This is a genomic window from Proteus sp. CD3 (assembly GCF_008808075.1).
GTDB classification, from domain to species: domain Bacteria; phylum Pseudomonadota; class Gammaproteobacteria; order Enterobacterales; family Enterobacteriaceae; genus Proteus; species Proteus appendicitidis.
In genome coordinates, this window is sequence record NZ_CP019686.1 from 2,748,979 (window position 1) to 2,767,188 (window position 18,210).

17 protein-coding genes and 3 pseudogenes are annotated in these 18,210 nt (G+C 35.7%); all 20 read left to right on the forward strand.

The annotated features are described in order from the left end of the window. Positions 1-33: 33 nt before the first annotated feature. Positions 34-519, forward strand: a pseudogene (locus BTA34_RS12370) (RHS repeat-associated core domain-containing protein); the annotation flags it as partial. Positions 520-821: 302 nt separating this feature from the next. Next, positions 822-1,325, forward strand: coding sequence for a hypothetical protein (locus BTA34_RS12375; protein WP_151435839.1), 504 nt, complete (start codon positions 822-824; stop codon positions 1,323-1,325). Positions 1,326-1,735: 410 nt separating this feature from the next. Further along, positions 1,736-1,780: pseudogene (locus tag BTA34_RS18485) on the forward strand (hypothetical protein); the annotation flags it as partial. Positions 1,781-1,822: 42 nt separating this feature from the next. Continuing rightward, positions 1,823-2,404 (forward strand): RHS repeat-associated core domain-containing protein, encoded by a 582-nt coding sequence (locus BTA34_RS18490; protein WP_322618356.1) that lies wholly within the window; start codon positions 1,823-1,825, stop codon positions 2,402-2,404. Continuing rightward, a complete protein-coding gene (locus BTA34_RS12385) occupies positions 2,404-2,733 on the forward strand; it encodes a hypothetical protein (RefSeq protein ID WP_151435840.1) in 330 nt (109 codons plus the stop codon). Before BTA34_RS18490 ends, BTA34_RS12385 begins: the two co-directional genes overlap by 1 nt. A gap of 77 nt (positions 2,734-2,810) precedes the next feature. Beyond that, positions 2,811-3,092: pseudogene (locus BTA34_RS18430) on the forward strand (hypothetical protein); the annotation flags it as partial. Positions 3,093-3,094: 2 nt separating this feature from the next. Then, a complete protein-coding gene (locus BTA34_RS12395) occupies positions 3,095-3,583 on the forward strand; it encodes a hypothetical protein (RefSeq protein WP_151435841.1) in 489 nt (162 codons plus the stop codon). A 272-nt stretch (positions 3,584-3,855) separates the two neighbouring features. Then, a complete protein-coding gene (locus tag BTA34_RS12400; protein WP_151435842.1) occupies positions 3,856-4,341 on the forward strand; it encodes a hypothetical protein in 486 nt (161 codons plus the stop codon). A 633-nt stretch (positions 4,342-4,974) separates the two neighbouring features. Then, the gene (tssB, locus tag BTA34_RS12405) at positions 4,975-5,472 is read left to right on the forward strand and encodes a type VI secretion system contractile sheath small subunit (protein WP_088494827.1); all 498 of its coding nucleotides are present in this window, start codon (positions 4,975-4,977) and stop codon (positions 5,470-5,472) included. Positions 5,473-5,492: 20 nt separating this feature from the next. Then, a complete protein-coding gene (gene tssC / locus BTA34_RS12410; RefSeq protein ID WP_151435843.1) occupies positions 5,493-6,971 on the forward strand; it encodes a type VI secretion system contractile sheath large subunit in 1,479 nt (492 codons plus the stop codon). Between the two features lie 5 nt (positions 6,972-6,976). After that, positions 6,977-7,414, forward strand: a complete 438-nt coding sequence (gene tssE / locus BTA34_RS12415) for a type VI secretion system baseplate subunit TssE (RefSeq protein WP_151435844.1) — start codon at positions 6,977-6,979, stop codon at positions 7,412-7,414. 1 nt (position 7,415) lies between these two features. Continuing rightward, positions 7,416-9,200, forward strand: coding sequence for a type VI secretion system baseplate subunit TssF (gene tssF / locus BTA34_RS12420; RefSeq protein WP_151435845.1), 1,785 nt, complete (start codon positions 7,416-7,418; stop codon positions 9,198-9,200). Further along, positions 9,164-10,213: a type VI secretion system baseplate subunit TssG gene (gene tssG, locus BTA34_RS12425; protein WP_151435846.1), complete on the forward strand. Its 1,050-nt coding sequence runs from the start codon at positions 9,164-9,166 to the stop codon at positions 10,211-10,213. The genes tssF and tssG overlap by 37 nt, the downstream gene beginning before the upstream one ends. A 4-nt stretch (positions 10,214-10,217) precedes the next feature. Continuing rightward, positions 10,218-11,459: a type VI secretion system-associated FHA domain protein TagH gene (gene tagH, locus BTA34_RS12430; RefSeq protein ID WP_151435847.1), complete on the forward strand. Its 1,242-nt coding sequence runs from the start codon at positions 10,218-10,220 to the stop codon at positions 11,457-11,459. Between the two features lies 1 nt (position 11,460). Further along, positions 11,461-12,015 carry a type VI secretion system lipoprotein TssJ gene (tssJ, locus tag BTA34_RS12435; protein WP_151435848.1) on the forward strand — a complete coding sequence of 185 codons (555 nt, stop codon included), beginning with the start codon at positions 11,461-11,463 and terminating at the stop codon, positions 12,013-12,015. Positions 12,016-12,017: 2 nt separating this feature from the next. Then, positions 12,018-13,376, forward strand: coding sequence for a type VI secretion system baseplate subunit TssK (gene tssK, locus BTA34_RS12440; protein WP_151435849.1), 1,359 nt, complete (start codon positions 12,018-12,020; stop codon positions 13,374-13,376). Further along, the gene (gene icmH, locus BTA34_RS12445) at positions 13,369-14,124 is read left to right on the forward strand and encodes a type IVB secretion system protein IcmH/DotU (protein ID WP_151435850.1); all 756 of its coding nucleotides are present in this window, start codon (positions 13,369-13,371) and stop codon (positions 14,122-14,124) included. Before tssK ends, icmH begins: the two co-directional genes overlap by 8 nt. A 9-nt stretch (positions 14,125-14,133) precedes the next feature. Continuing rightward, complete coding sequence (gene tssH, locus BTA34_RS12450) at positions 14,134-16,767, forward strand: type VI secretion system ATPase TssH (protein WP_151435851.1); 2,634 nt, start codon at positions 14,134-14,136, stop codon at positions 16,765-16,767. Continuing rightward, positions 16,764-17,561 (forward strand): Fis family transcriptional regulator, encoded by a 798-nt coding sequence (locus tag BTA34_RS12455; RefSeq protein WP_151435852.1) that lies wholly within the window; start codon positions 16,764-16,766, stop codon positions 17,559-17,561. The genes tssH and BTA34_RS12455 overlap by 4 nt, the downstream gene beginning before the upstream one ends. Beyond that, positions 17,558-18,208 carry a type VI secretion system-associated protein VasI gene (gene vasI / locus BTA34_RS12460; protein WP_151435853.1) on the forward strand — a complete coding sequence of 217 codons (651 nt, stop codon included), beginning with the start codon at positions 17,558-17,560 and terminating at the stop codon, positions 18,206-18,208. The genes BTA34_RS12455 and vasI overlap by 4 nt, the downstream gene beginning before the upstream one ends. The last annotated feature ends 2 nt before the right edge of the window (positions 18,209-18,210 follow it).

The window sequence follows — 18,210 nt, forward strand, 5'->3', positions numbered from 1 at the left end:
CTATTTTTCATTAAAAATAAATGCATTAAAGATTACCTGTGGTCGGGCAACCAAATGGTGCAAGAAACCCCGATTTATGCCGATGGCACCCCTGCTTATGATTCGCAAATTCAGTGGCTCTACCAGCCCAATGAAATCACTCCCACAGCCCGTTATCAATGCGGAAAATTGCATTATGTCGTCACTGACCATCAAGGCACCCCACGAGAAATCTTTAGCGAAAAAGGGATTGTAAGCTGGGCGGGACGGTTAAATACCTGGGGACAAATGGCTTTTTGGCAATCCCATGATAATTATGCCGATAACGACCCAGAATACACTGAATGCCATTTTCGGTTTGCCGGACAATATGAAGATAAAGAAAGTGGCTTGTATTACAATCGCTTTCGCTACTATGATAAGGACACAGGGCAATATATTTCGCCAGACCCTATCGGATTATTAGGTGGCTTTAATCCGTATGGGTATGTGCATTGTCCGACGGGTTGGGTAGATCCGTTTGGGCTAATTCCTTGTCCCCCTAAGTTTAGTGAAAATTTTGATAAAAAATTGAAAAAACACGCTCAAGATATATATGAAACTTCAAGAAGATTAGGAGTTCCTGTTGCAAAAGGTGATAAGGATGGTATGAAAAACTTCATTCTATCCATTGTTAATGATGATAAAAATTTAGTTAATCCTAATTTTAAATGGAATACAATTGAATCAACAAGAATTTATGTTAAAGGTGATGCTATTGTATTGATAAATAATTCTACAAATGAAATTTTAACATTTCTTCATAAGAACAGAATATCACCTTACTTACAGGAGGCTATAAAATGAAACAAGAAAAATTCCATCACTCGTTTTTAAAAAAAATATCTACACTTTTTTTTCTTAAAAAAATAACAAGTATTATTTTTATTAATGATGAAGAAGGCGAAAATATAGATAACGTATTATTTTTTGAAATTAATTCAAAAAATGTTGTTGGATTTTATAAAAATGATATCAATCCCTTCATTACCAGAGAAAAAATAAATGAACTTGATAGTTTCAACTTATATTCAACCTATAAAGAATTACATGAAATAAAGAAAACAATCACACCTCCATTTATAGTGGAAAATATAAAATTATTTTTTAACTCAAATTATAATGAAATAATAGCAATTTACTTAGCTTCAAAGAATTTTGAATCATCTTTATTTATTATATTTTCAGAAGATGAAATTAATTTATATATTAATGAAAGAAAAAACCTAGATGAAATAATAAAAAACAACTTAATACAATTTAGAAATAAAGAATTTCTAGTGTTAGAAAAAAACACAGAAAAATAAACAAAATACAATTAAAGGATTTTTATAGATTATCCAATAAATAAAACACTCATCTTTATTATTAACTCGAAGCATATAAAATTATAAATCTCAGTTTAATTATAATGCAATTTGTGTTATTTAGATTGAGTATAGCATTCCAGAACATATGATAAGGCATTTAATCTGGTCAATATCGATAATGCTCACAGGAACCGTACACAATATCGCTATAACACCAACGACCAAATTGTTGGAACCCAATACAGCAACCAGTTTGAACACCAAAGTGAGAAGTTTCAGTACGATAGCAACCTCAATATCACCGAGCACCAGTTTATTTCGTCTATCAACACGGTTTTCGGGCGATTTACCAGCCCAATGAAATTACTCCCACAGCCCGTTATCAACATGGAAAACTGCATTATGTGGTGACTGACCATCAAGGTACCCCGCGAGAAATCTTTAGCGAAAAAGGGATTTTCAGTTGGGCGGGACGGTTAAACACCTGGGGGCAAATGGCGTTTTGGCAATCTCATGATAATTATACCGATAACGACCCTGAATACACTGAATGCCATTTTCGGTTTGCCGGACAATATGAAGATAAAGAAAGAGGCTTGTATTACAATCGCTTTCGCTACTATGATAAGGACACTGGGCAATATATTTCGCCTGACCTTATCGGATTATTAGGTGGCTTTAATCCGTATGGGTATGTGCATTGTCCAACGGGTTGGGTAGATCCGTTTGGGCTAATTCCATGTCCTCTTCCAGAAATAAAAGGTACACAAGAAGGTTTCAAAAAACCACAACAAATTGATGATATTAAGAAAGATATGCTAAATGGAAATTATGATTTTACATTAGATAAAGGTAGGATTTCTGTAATCATTGATCATAGAGGTGTTTATCATGTATCAGATGGACATCATAGAATGGCTGCAGCTCAAAAATTATATAAAGAAACCGGAAATGATTTTTATATTAGAGAATTATTAAAATATACTAAGATAGATAGAGATTATATAGTCGCATCTTCACGGCCAATGCCATCAAGAAATTGGTGGGGGGTATTAAGAAATAAATGGGGAATTTAATGAACAAAATAAATATATATATTGAAATGCTTAACAAGGCATTATCCTATATAAGAAATATTCAAAGCCTATCTACCTTAAAAAAAGCATTAGACAAGACTTGCTATCAAGAAGCAGAATTGTTGCATGATATTGTCAAATCACTATCCTACCCACAAATAACTGAACATGATATATATTTTCTTAATCATCATGCTCGTTACTATTTAGAAAATGCTAGCCCACAATATTTCAATAACTATAATTCTCATAAAAAAAATATTAAACTATTATTTAAATTAGTTCCAGAAAACTTAAAAGATAAGCTTGAGTGGGATGGACCAGAATAACTTTTTATTTTAAATAATGAGACTGATTATATAATGAAAGAAATTTATATTACAATCGCTTTCGCTACTATGATAAGGACACAGGGCAATATATTTCGCCAGACCCTATCGGAATACATGTAGAGGTCGCACCTTTTAAAGACAATCCTGTTGCTAGTGCTAAAGATGTAGGTACAAATGGGCAGGGATCATATATAGAATTTGAAGTTCACAAAGATACTTTAGTTCAAACACATCTTGGTAGTAATAGAGTCACAGCAATAATACCAAGTGAACGATCTTTATCTTTGAAAGATAAAAATGCAATATATAAAAAACAATCATGGTGGGATCGTATGATGAGAGGGAATTGTAAATAATTATGAATACTTATTACTATTATGATGATAAATTTTTACTCACTTTATATGCATACCTGAAACAAACTGAATCATCTATCGTTAGAGGGCTAAGTGATAAATGGGAACCTGCCAGTATTTATTTAGAAAAACACTTATTAACGTATAAATTAATAGATACATTAAATTCAAACAAAACCAATCCTAATGAAAAACTTAACAGTGTATTTTATAAAATCTATCTTAGGATGAAAGGAAAACAGTTTATCACATCTAACGAGGTTGATAATATATATATACTATTAAAAGCTATCAATGAAGCTATTCTTTATAAAAAACCACAAGTATACATTTTAGGTTTTTTAAGAAAAGAAATAATTAAAACTGCAGATAAAATAAGAAAACGAATCATCTGTAAAAAAAGAAAATTATTAGCTGATAATGTAGAGTATTATAATCAACACTATAATGGAAGATTCTATACTATTGAACAAATAATAAATGGGCTTTAATTTTGCTATTCAATAGTGCAATAAAACTAATAATAACTTAAAGATAAGATATTATTTTCTTAAAATATTTCAAAACACATTGGATTGGTACTCAATACCATTGATAACCTCAATATCACCGAGCACCAGTTTATTCCGACTATTAACACGGTTTGGGGTAAAAACGTGGTATTACCAATGGTAATATGTCTTATCAAAAGATAAAAAAACATTTAAAATAAACAATCTAACATTCACATTAAAACAATAAGTAAAACTAAAAAATAAAATTAATGAATATAAATTTATTACAAAACAAATGGCTAAATAATCAATTAATTGGGCTAGATCTGATTTACGATTGCTCTGGATTAATAAGATTTATCGATATTGATTTTATTAAAAATTCTCAATTAACACATTCCTATCAAAAAGAATACTTTCTTAAATATGAAGGCGATACAACATTAAATACACTGCTAAAAGGCAATGATGACATTTGGTCAGAAATTCAGATAAATAACAAAGTATTCGTTGATGATAAGCATATCGTGCTCTGTGGTGAAGGTGAAATGGGGAGTGATGGCTTTATTGTTAAAATGGATATAAATAATAATATAAAATGGTTTTTATACTCAACAACATCAAATCCATTTATCAACATTAAACAAAAAGAAAATAATATTTATATACAATCAACATCAAATTTTTATATTGTTTTAAATTTAATCAATAAAGACATTTTTATCCATAACGGAAATATTTTATCTCATAAATGAAAACCTCACAGAAACAACAATAATTTCACTTAGGGTTATTTACCTGTTCAATTTTAATTCCAAATTAGAATAGTAACGCTACGTTATATTATTATCGCTAATAAAACTGTTCTATTTTTCATCAAAAAGAATACTCTATTTTTAAAATAAAAAAATAAATTAGCCCTACAGCCTTAAATTAAATTAACCTTAAATATCACTTAGTTATGTAAAGTTAAAATAAATAATTCATAGTGAAATTTCTATTTTTCATATTTACAATTTAAATTAAATATAAATTAATTTATCCCTATCAAGTTGCATAATATGAGTAAAATAGATGAAAAAACTCACTTACAAAGTTAAATCATTATATTTAAATTAAATTAGACGCTAATTAACTGTAAAGAAAACTAAAGAACGTTAAATATTTCTTATTGACTCAAGAGCGGTTTTATATAAAACTAAATGCATATATTAGAAAAAATTACTTATTATTTTATTTTTAGTTATTATTTTATTTCTACCAGGAAAATTAAACTCATATAAGGTAATTATATTATTGCCTAGGATAGGTATTTCTTAATTTAAATTATTCATCAAGACGCTGAGTATTTAATTAAGAACTTAAGCTAAATAAGGAGCTTAGTTTAAATGAGTAAAAATACTCTTGGTAGTGTTGCGCCCAAAGAACGTATTAATATTAAATACATCCCTAATGATGGTGGTGTTCAATCCGAAGTCGAATTGCCTTTAAATATGCTTATTGTGGGCGATATGAAAGGAAAGACTGAAGAAACGCCCATTGAAGATCGTAAAACCATTTCAATTAATCAGAACAACTTTAACTCTGTTATGGAAAGTGCGGGTATTAATCTTAATATCGCGGTTCCAAATGCATTAGATGAAAAAAGTGAGTCTGATCTTAACGTCAATTTAGAGATAAAATCACTACAAGATTTTTCTCCGGATAATATTGCACGCCAAGTTCCTGAGCTAAAAAAACTATTAGAACTAAGAGAAGCGCTTGTTGCGCTAAAAGGTCCTCTTGGCAATATCCCTGCTTTTAGAAAACGTCTGCAAGAGCTTCTAGAAAATGAAGCCACACGCGAACAGTTACTCAAAGAGCTTGATATTGCTAGCCAAAAATAATATTTACAGAGGATTATTCTATGTCTTTAGTTAATGAAGCCCCACAAGAGCAGATAACAACGTCTGGTGGCTCTTTGCTTGATGAAATTATGGCGCAGTCAAGAATGTCGCCAGAAACCGAAGCTTATGATATTGCAAAACAAGGCGTTGCTGCGTTTATTAGTAATATTTTTGCTAACCCGTCAGAAGAAGAGCCAATCAATAAGCTATTGATTGATAAAATGCTTGTTGAGCTAGACACTCAATTAAGTGCGCAAGTTGACCAAATTTTACATGCGCCAAAATTTCAAGAAATTGAATCTTCATGGCGTTCATTAAAATTACTTGTTGATCGTACTGATTTTCGTGAAAACATTAAAATCAATATCTTACATGCAACAAAAGAAGAACTATTAGAAGATTTTGAGTTTTCACCTGAGATTGTACAATCTGGTTTCTATCAGCACGTTTACTCATCAGGCTATGGTCAATTTGGTGGCGAACCCGTCGCAACAGTGATTGGTAACTATGCCTTTAATAACACCACGCCTGATCTGAAATTAATGCAATACGTCAGTGCTGTAGGTGCAATGGCTCATGCGCCATTTATTTCATCCGTTTCACCTAATTTCTTAGGCATTAATAGCTATGCTGAATTGCCTGCAATTAAAGATTTGAAATCCGTATTTGAAGGTCCTGCTCACACCAAATGGCGTTCACTGCGAGAATCTGAAGATGCGCGTTATTTAGGTTTAACAGCACCTCGTTTCTTAGTGCGTTTACCTTATTCACCTACTGAGAATCCAATTAAGTTATTTAATTACTCTGAAGATGTGAAGCAAGATCATGAACATTACTTATGGGGTAATACCGCTTTCTTATTAGCAAGTTGTATTAATGACAGCTTTGCAAAATATCGCTGGTGTCCAAATATTATTGGTCCTCAAAGTGGCGGAACCGTAGGTGATTTACCTGTTCATAACTTTGAAGCGATGGGTGAATTACAAACTAAGATCCCAACAGAAGTTTTAGTCACTGACAGACGTGAATTTGAATTAGCAGAAGAAGGTTTTATTACCTTAACAATGCGTAAAGGCAGCGATAATGCCGCTTTCTTCTCTGCAAACTCGGTACAAAAACCGAAAAACTATCCTAATACGCGTGAAGGAAAATTAGCAGAAACTAACTATAAGTTAGGAACACAGCTTCCTTACATGTTTATTATCAATCGTTTAGCTCACTATATTAAAGTGCTACAACGCGAACAAATTGGCTCATGGAAAGAGCGTCAAGATCTTGAGCGGGAGCTTAATATCTGGCTAAAACAATATATTGCGGATCAAGAAAATCCACCCGCAGATGTGCGTAGTAGACGCCCTCTTCGCTCTGCGCAAATCCAAGTTCTTGATGTTGATGGTGATCCAGGTTGGTATCAAGTGGCTATTCAAGTTCGCCCTCATTTTAAATATATGGGTGCAAACTTTGAGTTATCACTTGTTGGTCGCTTAGATAAGGAATAAGTGCGATGACAGCTCTATATAATTTGGAAGACAACCCCGCTTCCAGTTTATTTGAGCGCATACAAGGGAAGAGTTCAGGCTCTTCCCAACGCGCAAAAATCCAAGCGTTACTCATGTCAATTAAGCAAAATTTAAATCAGGTTTTAAACAGCAAACCTTTAGGTTGCCAAAGTACTCCCGCTTTAGGCATTCCTGATTTAAACGATGCGACATTAACAGGAGTCGATTTCAAGGTTCATTTATCCAATATTATTGCGGATTGCATTACGACTTATGAACCAAGAATAACCAATGTCACTGTTCATTTTATAGAAAATGAAGCAGAGCCACTGTCGCTGCAATTTAATATTACTGCTTTTCTCTTATTAGAAAATCAAAAGCAACTTATTGAATTTAACGTGCAATTAGACAGCAACCGTAGATACCAATTGACGCAATTTTAATATGTCTTCAAATCACTATTTTGATAATGAACTAAGCTATCTCGATAAGCTTGAACAATATGTTGCAACTGAAAAACCGCAGCTTATTAATCAAATATCTGAAAGGGTGCGTGATCCTGATGCTGCGCGCCTTTTAGACGGCATTGCTTATTTATCAGGTAATTTACGAGAACAAATAGATAGACAATTTCCTGAACTGACAAACAGTTTAGTGAATATGCTATGGCCGGCTTACGCACGTCCATTTCCTAGTATGACAGCAATGGAATATCGTACTGAAGCCACTCAAAAATATGCGATTAAAATAGCAAAAGGACAACCTTTTGTTAGCCGTCCACTCTATATTCAAAATGAATTAGCCGACAATGATGAAGATAATTGGCATAAATGCCAATTTACACAGTGTCGTGATTTATGGGTACTTCCAATACAAATAGCACGAGTGACTCAAAATCAAGATACATTGGATATTCATTTTTCTCTAAACCAATTACAGTCATTAGCTGAAGTTGGCTTAGAGAAACTGTGTATTTATCTTAATGGGCTTTCTTATACAACGACCCAGCTATTTTATTTATTAAATAGCAAAGTCAAAAAAGCAACCATAACAACACCTAAACATCAATTTACCTTAGCGCATTTTGCTGTTGAACCTATGGGTTTCCATGCAGAAGACTCTCTTTTGCCTTATCCTAAAAATAGTTATGAAGGATATCGCTTATTACAAGAATACTTTTGTTTTCCTGAAGCTTTTATATCTTTATCAATCAAAGGATTAGATGATATTCCGCCTACTTTGGTTTCTGATATTTTTACATTATCAATTCAATTTGATAGTGATATTCCAGAAGCGATGTTGATTACGGAAGATTGTATAAAGATAAATTGCGTACCTGCAGTTAATTTATTTGAATCGGAAAGTGAAGCGATAAATTTAACGGGGAAAGAAACAGAATATGTTCTAAATAAAAGCCATAAAAAACAAGATTGCTATGATATTTTCTCAATAAATACAATCCAAGGTTTGCGTTATATTCCGAATCAGCATTCTTATATTACGCATTACACCGCTTTCGAAAGTTTTCATCATCAAAATAATCAAGAAAACCCAGAAAGAACGGGTTATTACCGTTTGAAAATAGCACACCATAAATCACATTATGGTTATCAACATACCTTGTCATTTGTGCGAAATAACGAATCTGACTTACTAAATTGTGAAGAAAGTATTTCAGTAGCGATGAACTGTACTAATCGAACACTCGCTTCTTTATTATCTTCTCATTCGATAAAGCTTGACGAAAATAGCGTTATTCCCGGTATTTTATCTGCCAGTAATATAATTAAACCAACAAAAGCACTTTATCCTTTATTAGGAAATACGTTGTATTGGTCAGAACTCACTAATTTATCTATTAATTATCAATCTTTATTAAGCTTAACGGCACTCAAACAAATTTTACAGTTATATGACTTTAAAGCGACGTTCTATCAACAATCGGCTCGCCAATCTCAAAAATGCCTCGATGCAATCACAAATTTAAAAACAGAGCCGATTGAGTATTTATATAAAGGTTTGCCTGTAAGAGGTGTAAAAACAACATTATCGATACATCAAAATGCCTTTATTTCAGAAGGAGCTATGTATCTATTTTGTTCTGTATTAGCACAATTTTTCACCCTTTATACCAGCGTTAATATGTTTCACGAATTGGAAGTGATTAATTTAGATAATAAGGAAATTTATCTTTGGCCAGCGAAAATAAACCAGCAAATACTCAAATAACAGATATTGAGAAAATTCAAAGCTGGCTAAATAAAAAAGCGGGCAAATCTGTTACTGAATATAGCTTCTATCAATTAGTTGAGTTGCTTAATAAACTGCATTCTCAAAAAGCAGCATTGAATAACGAAAACGCTATTCAGTTTAGATCAAGCGCTAATACAGCGTTTCCAACTCGTGATGTTGTTTCATTACAGCAAAATGAACAAGGTCAGTTTGATCTAGAAGTCTCTTTTTTGGGTTTACATGGTAGCCAATCACCATTGCCAGGTTATTACCTTGATCATTTCGCGTGGGAAGATGCTCAACAAGCTAATCAATTAACAGATTATCTTAATCTATTTAATCACCGCTTAGTGACTTTGCTCCATCGTATATGGCGTAAATATCGCTATTACATCTGTTTTGAAGATGGCGGACACGACGCATTTTCTCGTCATATGTTCTCGTTGGTAGGGCTAGGAAGCGAAGCCAATCGTGGCATGATGAATATCAACCACAGCAAAATGCTGGCTTATGCCGGATTACTTGCCAGCCCCAGTCGTTCCCCTGATGTAATTTGTAGCTTGATTTCTCACTGCTTTGATTTAGAAAAAGTGGAATTAATCGGATGGGAAATACGCAAGGTACCTATTCCTGAAGATCAGCAAAACCGTTTAGGTGTTGTTGCTCGTCATTCAGGACAGAAATCACGCCCTAAAATGGTTTTAGGCGAGAACTTCAATATTGGTTCTCATATCTATGATTGCAATGGGAAATGTACCATTGAAATCAGTGAATTACCGCTTGAACGCTATATGTCGTTTCTTCCCAATGGCAAAGATTTTTTGTCTCTCATTACGTTTGTTTCTTACATCATGCATGAACAACTTGCATGGGATTTACGCTTACGCATTGCAGACAAACAGGCCTATGGGATCTGCTTAGGTAAAGAACAACACAATCAATTAGGTTGGCAAAGTTTTCTAGGAAAGCCCGAAGCCAATCCTAGTGTGACAATGACTATTTTGGAATAATATTATGGATAACTATTTACCCACAATCTCTTTTCGCTTAATAAATAGTGAGTTGCTTGAAAGTGGCTATGTACCAAATAGTCAATTTACACAACTTGGTGGCACGATTGGTAGCAGTAAACAATCACACTGGGTAATACAAGATACTCAATCATCTATTGCATCCACACAATGTGCTATTGCTTGGCAAGATAAACAGTTTTGTTTAAAAACTCTCGCGGAGCCTGTTTATATTAACAACGCACTGATCCCCATACATATTGGGGCAGTCTGTTTATCTCAAAACGATCAGATCCAGATCGGACAATTAGTTTTATCCGTTAATATCAATTTAACGCAGCACAATAAGCAAGATCTTATGGCGATGACGCCACAATCGTTGATCGAGACAGATGATAATCCGCTAGATCCCTTGCTACAAAAAAACTCCCCTTCTGTTCCTAAAACAGAAAACCCGATGCCTTTAGCTCCGACAGTTTCAGGCTCTATGACGCACGATCCATTAAAAGCCCTTGAGAGCGAAAGCTTAGAGCTTCTTCAAGCATCATCTTCTAACGCACATCATTACTCTCTTTCTTCGCCTCGTTCAGATAACCCGGGAGACCTTATGGTTCAGGAATTTATGGATTTGCCAGGAATTACATCTCAGGATTATGAGACAAATACGGACGTTGACTATGTTGCCATTAATCCATTAATGAAAGGGCTGGGCGTACACCTTAACTTACAAAATTCACAACAAGCGAATGATTTTCTTATTGAATTAGGAAAAACCACGCAATCAGCAATTAAAGGGTTATTAGCATTACAACAGCAGGAAAATTTACAAGATAAACAGCTACGCCCAATTGAAGATAATCCACTTCGTTTAAATAATGAATATGACAGTGTGATGCGTTTAATGTTTACGAATGAACGTAGCCCTGTGCATTTATCCGCACCTTCTGCTGTCGCAGAAAGCTTACACAATGTGCAGTTGCATTATCATGCTAATCAAGAAGCCATTTCCGCTGCATTAGCCACGCTATTAGAAGCCTTCTCTCCAGAGCATTTATTAAAACGCTTTTCTCATTATCGCCGAAGTTATGACAACACCCCAAGTGATAGCGCTTGGGCTTGGGATATGTATACCAATTACTACAACGAGTTAGCATCATCTCGCCAACAAGGTTTTGAGAAACTGTTTTATGAGGTCTATACCCACGCTTATGACCGCGCCTTAAGAAAAGGGCTTGATGAGGTGTGATATGTCGATAAAAACGTTCATGACTTATCTCTTTTTTATTTTTGCAGCCACTCAACTCAGTGGATGCAGTGGCCCTATTGAAGCCATATCAAAAATAGGCAAAGTCATGTGGGACCCCTCAACACCTGTGGGTAAAGAAAAAGAGCAGTCTTCCGTTGTCGCATTCACTCTATTAGCAGAGCCTGAAATCAATCCTAATGATCAAGGCGAGGCGACACCGGTTCAATTACAAATTGTTTATATGAATGAAGATTCGATCTTCGCGTCTTTAGATCAAGACCAAATTATTGAAGAAGATTGCGATCTGAAAACGCTATTAAAGAAAAATTATATCGATCATCAAGACTACACCCTTTTACCAGATCAATATAAGCCGCTCGATCCTATAGAGCTTGATAAAAAGAATAAGTATATCGGGATCATTGCCTATTACTCTGATGTCAATATCACTCAATGGAAAAAAATATTAAAAATCAATGGGATTGGTCATCATTATAATCTGCTAGTCCATATCAAAGAAAATGAAATTGAATTTAGAAAAGAAGAGGATCAATAACAATGTCTACGAAAAATAAAGTGATATGGCATGAAGGGTTGTTTATTAAACCTCAACATTTTCAGCAGCAACAACGTTATCAAGACTATATTATTGAAACCTTGATAAAAACCTATCACGTTCATTACTATGGTTTAAGTCAACTGACACTTAATACCGAGTTATTAAGCCTTGGCCGTATTGGTCTTAAAGAAGCCTCTGGAATTATGCCAGATGGCACGCTGTTTTCTATTCCACAGCAAGATAACCTTCCTTCACCCATTGATATTTCACAAATTAATGAAGGCAGTGACAACATTGTTTACTTGGCATTGCCATTACAAAACAGCACAGTCAGTGAGATCTCTCATTCCCATAACGGCAATCATTTATTGGCACGTTATAGCGATGTATTAACACAAGTACGTGATTTACATACTGAAAATGGGGATGTCAGCACACTCAATATTGCGAAACTCAATCCTATTTTAAAATTAGGAAAAACAGAGTTAGACGCTTATGTCATGTTACCTATCTGCAAAATAAGAGAAATCAGCGCTGATGGTAGTTTAATTCTGGATAAAAACTACATTCCTACCTGCTTAAATGCGCGAATTTGTCCAATCTTAGCGGAGTTTTTAGCCGAAGTTGAAGGCGCTTTATTTGAGCGAGGACGCCAAATTGCAGAGCGTATTGGCTCTCCCGGTCAACAAGGCGTTGCTGATGTTGCAGAATTTATGATGTTGCAGCTTTTAAATCGTGCTTATCCTCAATTTTCACATTTATCTAAACAGACTGTCGTTCACCCAGAACAACTCTTTAAAGAACTACTTCAATTTAATGGTGAAATTCAAACGTTCACTAATGGCTCTCGTTTGCCTGATAAATTACCGATTTATCGCCACTACGACTTGGCAGCAAGCTTTTTGCCGCTAATAAAATCTATTCGACAAGCACTCAGTGTTGTCTTAACGCCAAGAGCTGTGCCTATTCCATTACAAAAACAAGAGCACGGTATTCGTGTTGCGACAATTCATGACAGACAACTTCTACAAAGTGCGGAATTTATTATTGCAGTGCGCGCTCAGTTACCTCAAGAGCAACTGCGTCGCCAATTCGCACAACAAGCAAAAGTCACGTCAGTGAATCAAATTCGTGATTTAGTCAGTGTTCAAATGCCAGGTGTTGGCTTTATTCCATTATCAACCGCGCCTCGTCAATTGCCATATCACTCAGGCTATACCTATTTCCGCTTAGATCCTCAAGGTGAGTCATGGGCTGATATACAGAAACACGGAAATATTGCATTCCACGTATCAGGACAATTCCCTGAACTTGATATTCAACTTTGGGCAATAAGAAGTGGAACACAACATGAGTGATTTATCATTAATACAAGAGTTTACTGAAAAGAAAGCGAGCCATAAATCATATCAATTGCCATTGCGTGGTAACAACATCAATCCAATGATTGATGTCGCAACACCTTTGCTGGGTATGGTGATCAGAATGAAATCAATGTCGGCAACACCGCTATCAGAAAAGCTTTTTCAGCAAGTGGTTACTGACATTCAAGCCATTGAGCAACAACTTCAAACTCACGGCTATGAGCCGGGTGCCATTGTTTCATTTCGCTATGTGTTATGCACATTTATTGATGAAGCAGCATTAGAGCTGGGTTGGGATCAAGATAACGATTGGGTAAAACAATCCCTGTTAGTTCATTTTCATAATGAATCGTGGGGAGGTGAAAAGGTTTTCGTATTAATAGAACGTTTATTAGGTGAGCCTAAACGTTACCTCGATTTATTAGAGTTTATTTATCTCTGTTTATGCCTTGGCTATCGCGGTCGCTATAAAGTCAGCAATGGCTATGGAGATGACTTTAATAAATTACTTCGCCAACTACAAAAACAGATCCAACAACTTAAAGGCGAGTCTCAGCCCGTTGTTTTACACAAAGAAAATGGCATCAAGTCACATCAATATCGTTTAGGACAACGCTTTGGTGTTCGTTATATCGCCATTGGCTCGCTGATCTTCGCCACGATTATTTACACAGTTTATGCTTCTAGATTGAGACATCAAACTCTCAATATTTTGGAACAGCTTAATACACTTCTTAGCTAGGACGCCCTTATGATCCAGATTGATCTCTCAACATTAGTTAATAGACTTCACCCTATTGCTAAACATGCTTTAGAAAATGCGGCTGCGTTTTGTGTAAGCCACCAGCAACTTGAAATTACAGTAGAGCAATTTTTACAACAACTGCTGGAAACACCCTTAACGGATATCCGCACTATTTTTAATAAAGTTGATATCAATCCAACTGAATTAACCGCGCTTTTAAATATTAACGCGACACAGCACCCAAGCGTAACTCCAAGTTATCCAAATTTTTCTCCACTGTTAGTCGAATGGCTTAAAGATAGTTGGCTATTAGCTTCAGCAGAACTTAGTCATAACACATTACGTTCAGGCGCTTTGTTACTCACTTTATTGCAAATGCCTCATCGTTATTTGCCTAAATCAGCAGTTGAATTACTCTCACAAATCAATAGAGAGCAACTCAAACTTAACTTTGATGAATGGACTCTCACATCAGCAGAAACGCCAATCACAGAAGCTAATAAATCATCTAATAGCCATGTTCAGTCAGACTCTATGCTTGCACGTTTTACACAAAATATGACGCAACAAGCAAGAGACAACCAGTTAGATCCTGTTTTATGTCGTGATCATGAAATTGATTTAATGATTGATATTCTCTGCCGTCGTCGTAAAAACAACCCAGTAGTTGTTGGTGAAGCAGGTGTGGGTAAAAGTGCCTTAATTGAAGGGCTAGCCTTACGTATTATTGCAGGAGAAATTCCTGAAAAACTTAAAGAATGTGAGTTATTAACATTAGATTTAGGCGCTCTTCAAGCAGGTGCTGCTGTAAAAGGAGAGTTTGAAAAACGCTTTAAAGGCATTATGCAAGAAGTGGCGCAATCACCGACGCCTATAATCCTATTTATTGATGAAGCCCATACCTTGATTGGTGCAGGAAATCAGCAAGGTGGATTAGATATTTCCAATTTGCTAAAACCTGCATTAGCCCGTGGCGAATTAAGTACCATCGCAGCAACTACTTGGAGTGAATACAAAAAATACTTTGAGAAAGATGCAGCATTAGCGCGTCGTTTTCAACTTGTTCAAGTGAAAGAGCCTAGTACCAATGAAGCGATTATTATTATGCGCGGATTACGCTCTATCTATGAAAAAGCGCATCAAGTTTTTATTGATGATGAAGCGCTCTGCGCATCAGCACAATTAAGTGAGCGTTATCTTTCTGGTCGTCAGCTTCCCGATAAAGCCATTGATGTACTTGATACCGCTTGTGCTAGGGCAGCAATCAATCTTTCAACGCCGCCTAAACAGCTATCAGCATTAAAAACACAACGCCATCAAACCAAGATGGAGCGTGATGTATTAACCCGTGAACAGCAACTCGGTTTAAAAGATCATTCAGAGCGCTTAGCAATATTAGAAAACCAGTCCATTGAGATTGAAACACAAATTGAGGTGCTTCAACAGGCGTGGGAAAAACAGAAAAAGATTGTTCGTGAGATTATCGAATTACGTTCAACCTTATTATCAACATTAACTAAATCAGCTGAAGAAGCAAACGGTGAAAGTGTTGAAAATAACAGTGATGAGCTGAAATCCCAATTAAATGCGCTAAATGAAGAGTTAAATGAATTACATCAACACTCTTTATTAGTCTCGCCTCATGTAGATAAAAAACAAATTGCTGCCGTTATTGCTGAATGGACAGGCGTGCCTCTTAATCGACTATCACAAGATGCGTTATTAGTAGTAACAGAGCTTCCTACCTATCTTGAACAGAGCATAAAAGGTCAATCACTCGCAATCAAACATCTTCATAAGCATTTATTAACGGCTCGTGCCGATCTACGCCGTGCTGGTCGTCCATTAGGGGCATTCTTGTTAGCAGGGCCAAGTGGCGTGGGTAAAACTGAGACCGTTATTCAAATTGCTCAATTAATGTTTGGTGGAATGCAGTATTTAACCACGATCAACATGTCTGAATTTCAGGAAAAACACACTGTTTCTCGCCTAATTGGCTCGCCTCCAGGTTATGTCGGTTATGGCGAAGGAGGAGTATTAACAGAGGCTATCCGTAAAAAGCCTTATTCTGTGGTATTACTTGATGAAGTCGAAAAAGCCCATCCCGATGTTTTAAACCTATTTTATCAAGCCTTTGATAAAGGGGAGTTAGCTGATGGAGAAGGTCGTATCATTGACTGTAAAAATGTCGCCTTTTTCCTAACCTCTAACTTAGGCGATCACATCATTATGGCTAATGCAGATAAGCCGGATGAATTGCATGATGCGCTCTACCCAGAATTAACCACCTTCTTTAAACCTGCGCTTTTAGCACGTATGGAAGTCATTCCGTTCTTACCGCTAACGCAGGCTATTCTCAAAGAAATTATCACTTACAAACTAACACGTTTAACCGACTTACTGACACAACGCTTCCATGCAGAAATTAGGCTAGAAGATGCGGTTTCAGATGAAATATTGCAACGTGCTTCACGAGCAGAAAACGGGGCAAGAATTTTAGAATCCATTATTGATGGCGCACTACTCCCTCCGCTTTCACTCCTTCTCTTGCAACACAGCGCACGGAATGAAGATATCAAGACGATACGGTTATCAACACAAGATAACCAATTTATTGCAGAGGTAAATGTAGAACTATGAAGTACAGACTGAAAAATGCGCTCTCTCTCTTAACTTGTTTAGATGTGGACTCACTGATCAGCCAATTTCTTGAGCTGAGTATGCCTCGCAGCCCATTCAGCGCACTTATTGTTTCGATGATTAATAAATCAGAGAATCGTTTAGAGAGCTGGAGCATTGATCTTAATGAAAAAGTAGAGAAGAAACATTTGGATGTCGATATTACAGAAGCGGATCACCCGTTGATCCAGCTTCTATCACAACCACAATCTGTACTTTGGCATGATCTAAAACAAGGCAGTTATATTAGCGATCGCGCTTTACAGCAGTTTATCGCCAAACAACCGGTGCATTGTGGATTATTTAGTATCCCCTTTACTGATCTAAATAATAAACCTTGTGGGTTAATTATTATGTTAGGGCAAGATCTCGATGAAACGGTTTATGAACAAGGGATCTTCTCTATTTACTGCAATATTTTCCATCATCAATTAAAAAGCATTTTGGCGTTTTCTCAATCACAACAGAAAATCGCTGATCTGCAATATCTATTGCAATTACAACAAGAAAAAGAAGAGAAAATTAATCAGACGTTACGGTCATTATCCGTATCTAATTTAACTTCGACACAAACATCACCGCAATCTTTTGCTGAGGTAAACGATCTTACTTTAGCCACCGAGCGCTATGAAGCGTCAATTCTGCGCTATCAACAAGAAAGCAGTAATGACGATCTCAATTTAATCGCTGAAAACTTAAATATTTCAAAGCGTTCTCTTCTATATAAATTAAAAAAATATGGATGTCTTGAATGAATTATTCACGGATTATTTATTTCATCTTTCTGGCTTTCTTTTCACTCAATAATGTCTTTGCACAAGCACAAGAAAGTGAAGTTAGCCTTACTGAACAAGCGATCTCTCAATGTCGTGAAGAGGTATCTCAACTTATTCGCTTATCCTGTTATGACCAAATTAATGTTGAGAGTAAGCAAACATCCACTTTTGATGTCAGTGCAATGGGCGATATTTGGCGCTTAGCGGCAGAACATGAAATGAAGCGTGAAAACTATACAGCGGGATTTATAGTAACAGCGAATAACACAGGTACTTATCCCGTCATTATGACTATTCCAGCAATGGGATATCAACCACCTCGCCCTATTTTAATGCTCAGTTGTATTGACAACATTACTCGTATGCAAATTGCGTTACCGAAAAAACAAACAGCAGGAAATGTTCTGCTCATAACGGATAAAACCCAATTAAGCAGCGAGTGGTTTCTACGCGAAGACGGTTATTTGCTTGAAGCAAGTCGCGGCATCCCCGGCATTGATGAAATCAAGCAACTACTTTCAAGCGCTAAATTAACCATCAAATTAGCAAATGATGAGCAATTAACCTTCAATATTTCAGGCATTAACGAAGAGATAAAACCTCTACGTTCAGCCTGTCATTGGTGATA

Excerpts from the sequence above, each read along its gene's own strand:
- BTA34_RS12375 (WP_151435839.1), top strand. The coding sequence starts at position 822 with ATGAAACAAGAAAAATTCCATCACTCGTTTTTAAAAAAAATATCTACA.
- BTA34_RS18490 (WP_322618356.1), top strand. The coding sequence starts at position 1,823 with ATGGCGTTTTGGCAATCTCATGATAATTATACCGATAACGACCCTGAA.
- BTA34_RS12385 (WP_151435840.1), top strand. The coding sequence starts at position 2,404 with ATGAACAAAATAAATATATATATTGAAATGCTTAACAAGGCATTATCC.
- BTA34_RS12395 (WP_151435841.1), top strand. The coding sequence starts at position 3,095 with ATGAATACTTATTACTATTATGATGATAAATTTTTACTCACTTTATAT.
- BTA34_RS12400 (WP_151435842.1), top strand. The coding sequence starts at position 3,856 with ATGAATATAAATTTATTACAAAACAAATGGCTAAATAATCAATTAATT.
- tssB (WP_088494827.1), top strand. The coding sequence starts at position 4,975 with ATGAGTAAAAATACTCTTGGTAGTGTTGCGCCCAAAGAACGTATTAAT.
- tssC (WP_151435843.1), top strand. The coding sequence starts at position 5,493 with ATGTCTTTAGTTAATGAAGCCCCACAAGAGCAGATAACAACGTCTGGT.
- tssE (WP_151435844.1), top strand. The coding sequence starts at position 6,977 with ATGACAGCTCTATATAATTTGGAAGACAACCCCGCTTCCAGTTTATTT.
- tssF (WP_151435845.1), top strand. The coding sequence starts at position 7,416 with ATGTCTTCAAATCACTATTTTGATAATGAACTAAGCTATCTCGATAAG.
- tagH (WP_151435847.1), top strand. The coding sequence starts at position 10,218 with ATGGATAACTATTTACCCACAATCTCTTTTCGCTTAATAAATAGTGAG.
- tssJ (WP_151435848.1), top strand. The coding sequence starts at position 11,461 with ATGTCGATAAAAACGTTCATGACTTATCTCTTTTTTATTTTTGCAGCC.
- tssK (WP_151435849.1), top strand. The coding sequence starts at position 12,018 with ATGTCTACGAAAAATAAAGTGATATGGCATGAAGGGTTGTTTATTAAA.
- icmH (WP_151435850.1), top strand. The coding sequence starts at position 13,369 with ATGAGTGATTTATCATTAATACAAGAGTTTACTGAAAAGAAAGCGAGC.
- tssH (WP_151435851.1), top strand. The coding sequence starts at position 14,134 with ATGATCCAGATTGATCTCTCAACATTAGTTAATAGACTTCACCCTATT.
- BTA34_RS12455 (WP_151435852.1), top strand. The coding sequence starts at position 16,764 with ATGAAGTACAGACTGAAAAATGCGCTCTCTCTCTTAACTTGTTTAGAT.
- vasI (WP_151435853.1), top strand. The coding sequence starts at position 17,558 with ATGAATTATTCACGGATTATTTATTTCATCTTTCTGGCTTTCTTTTCA.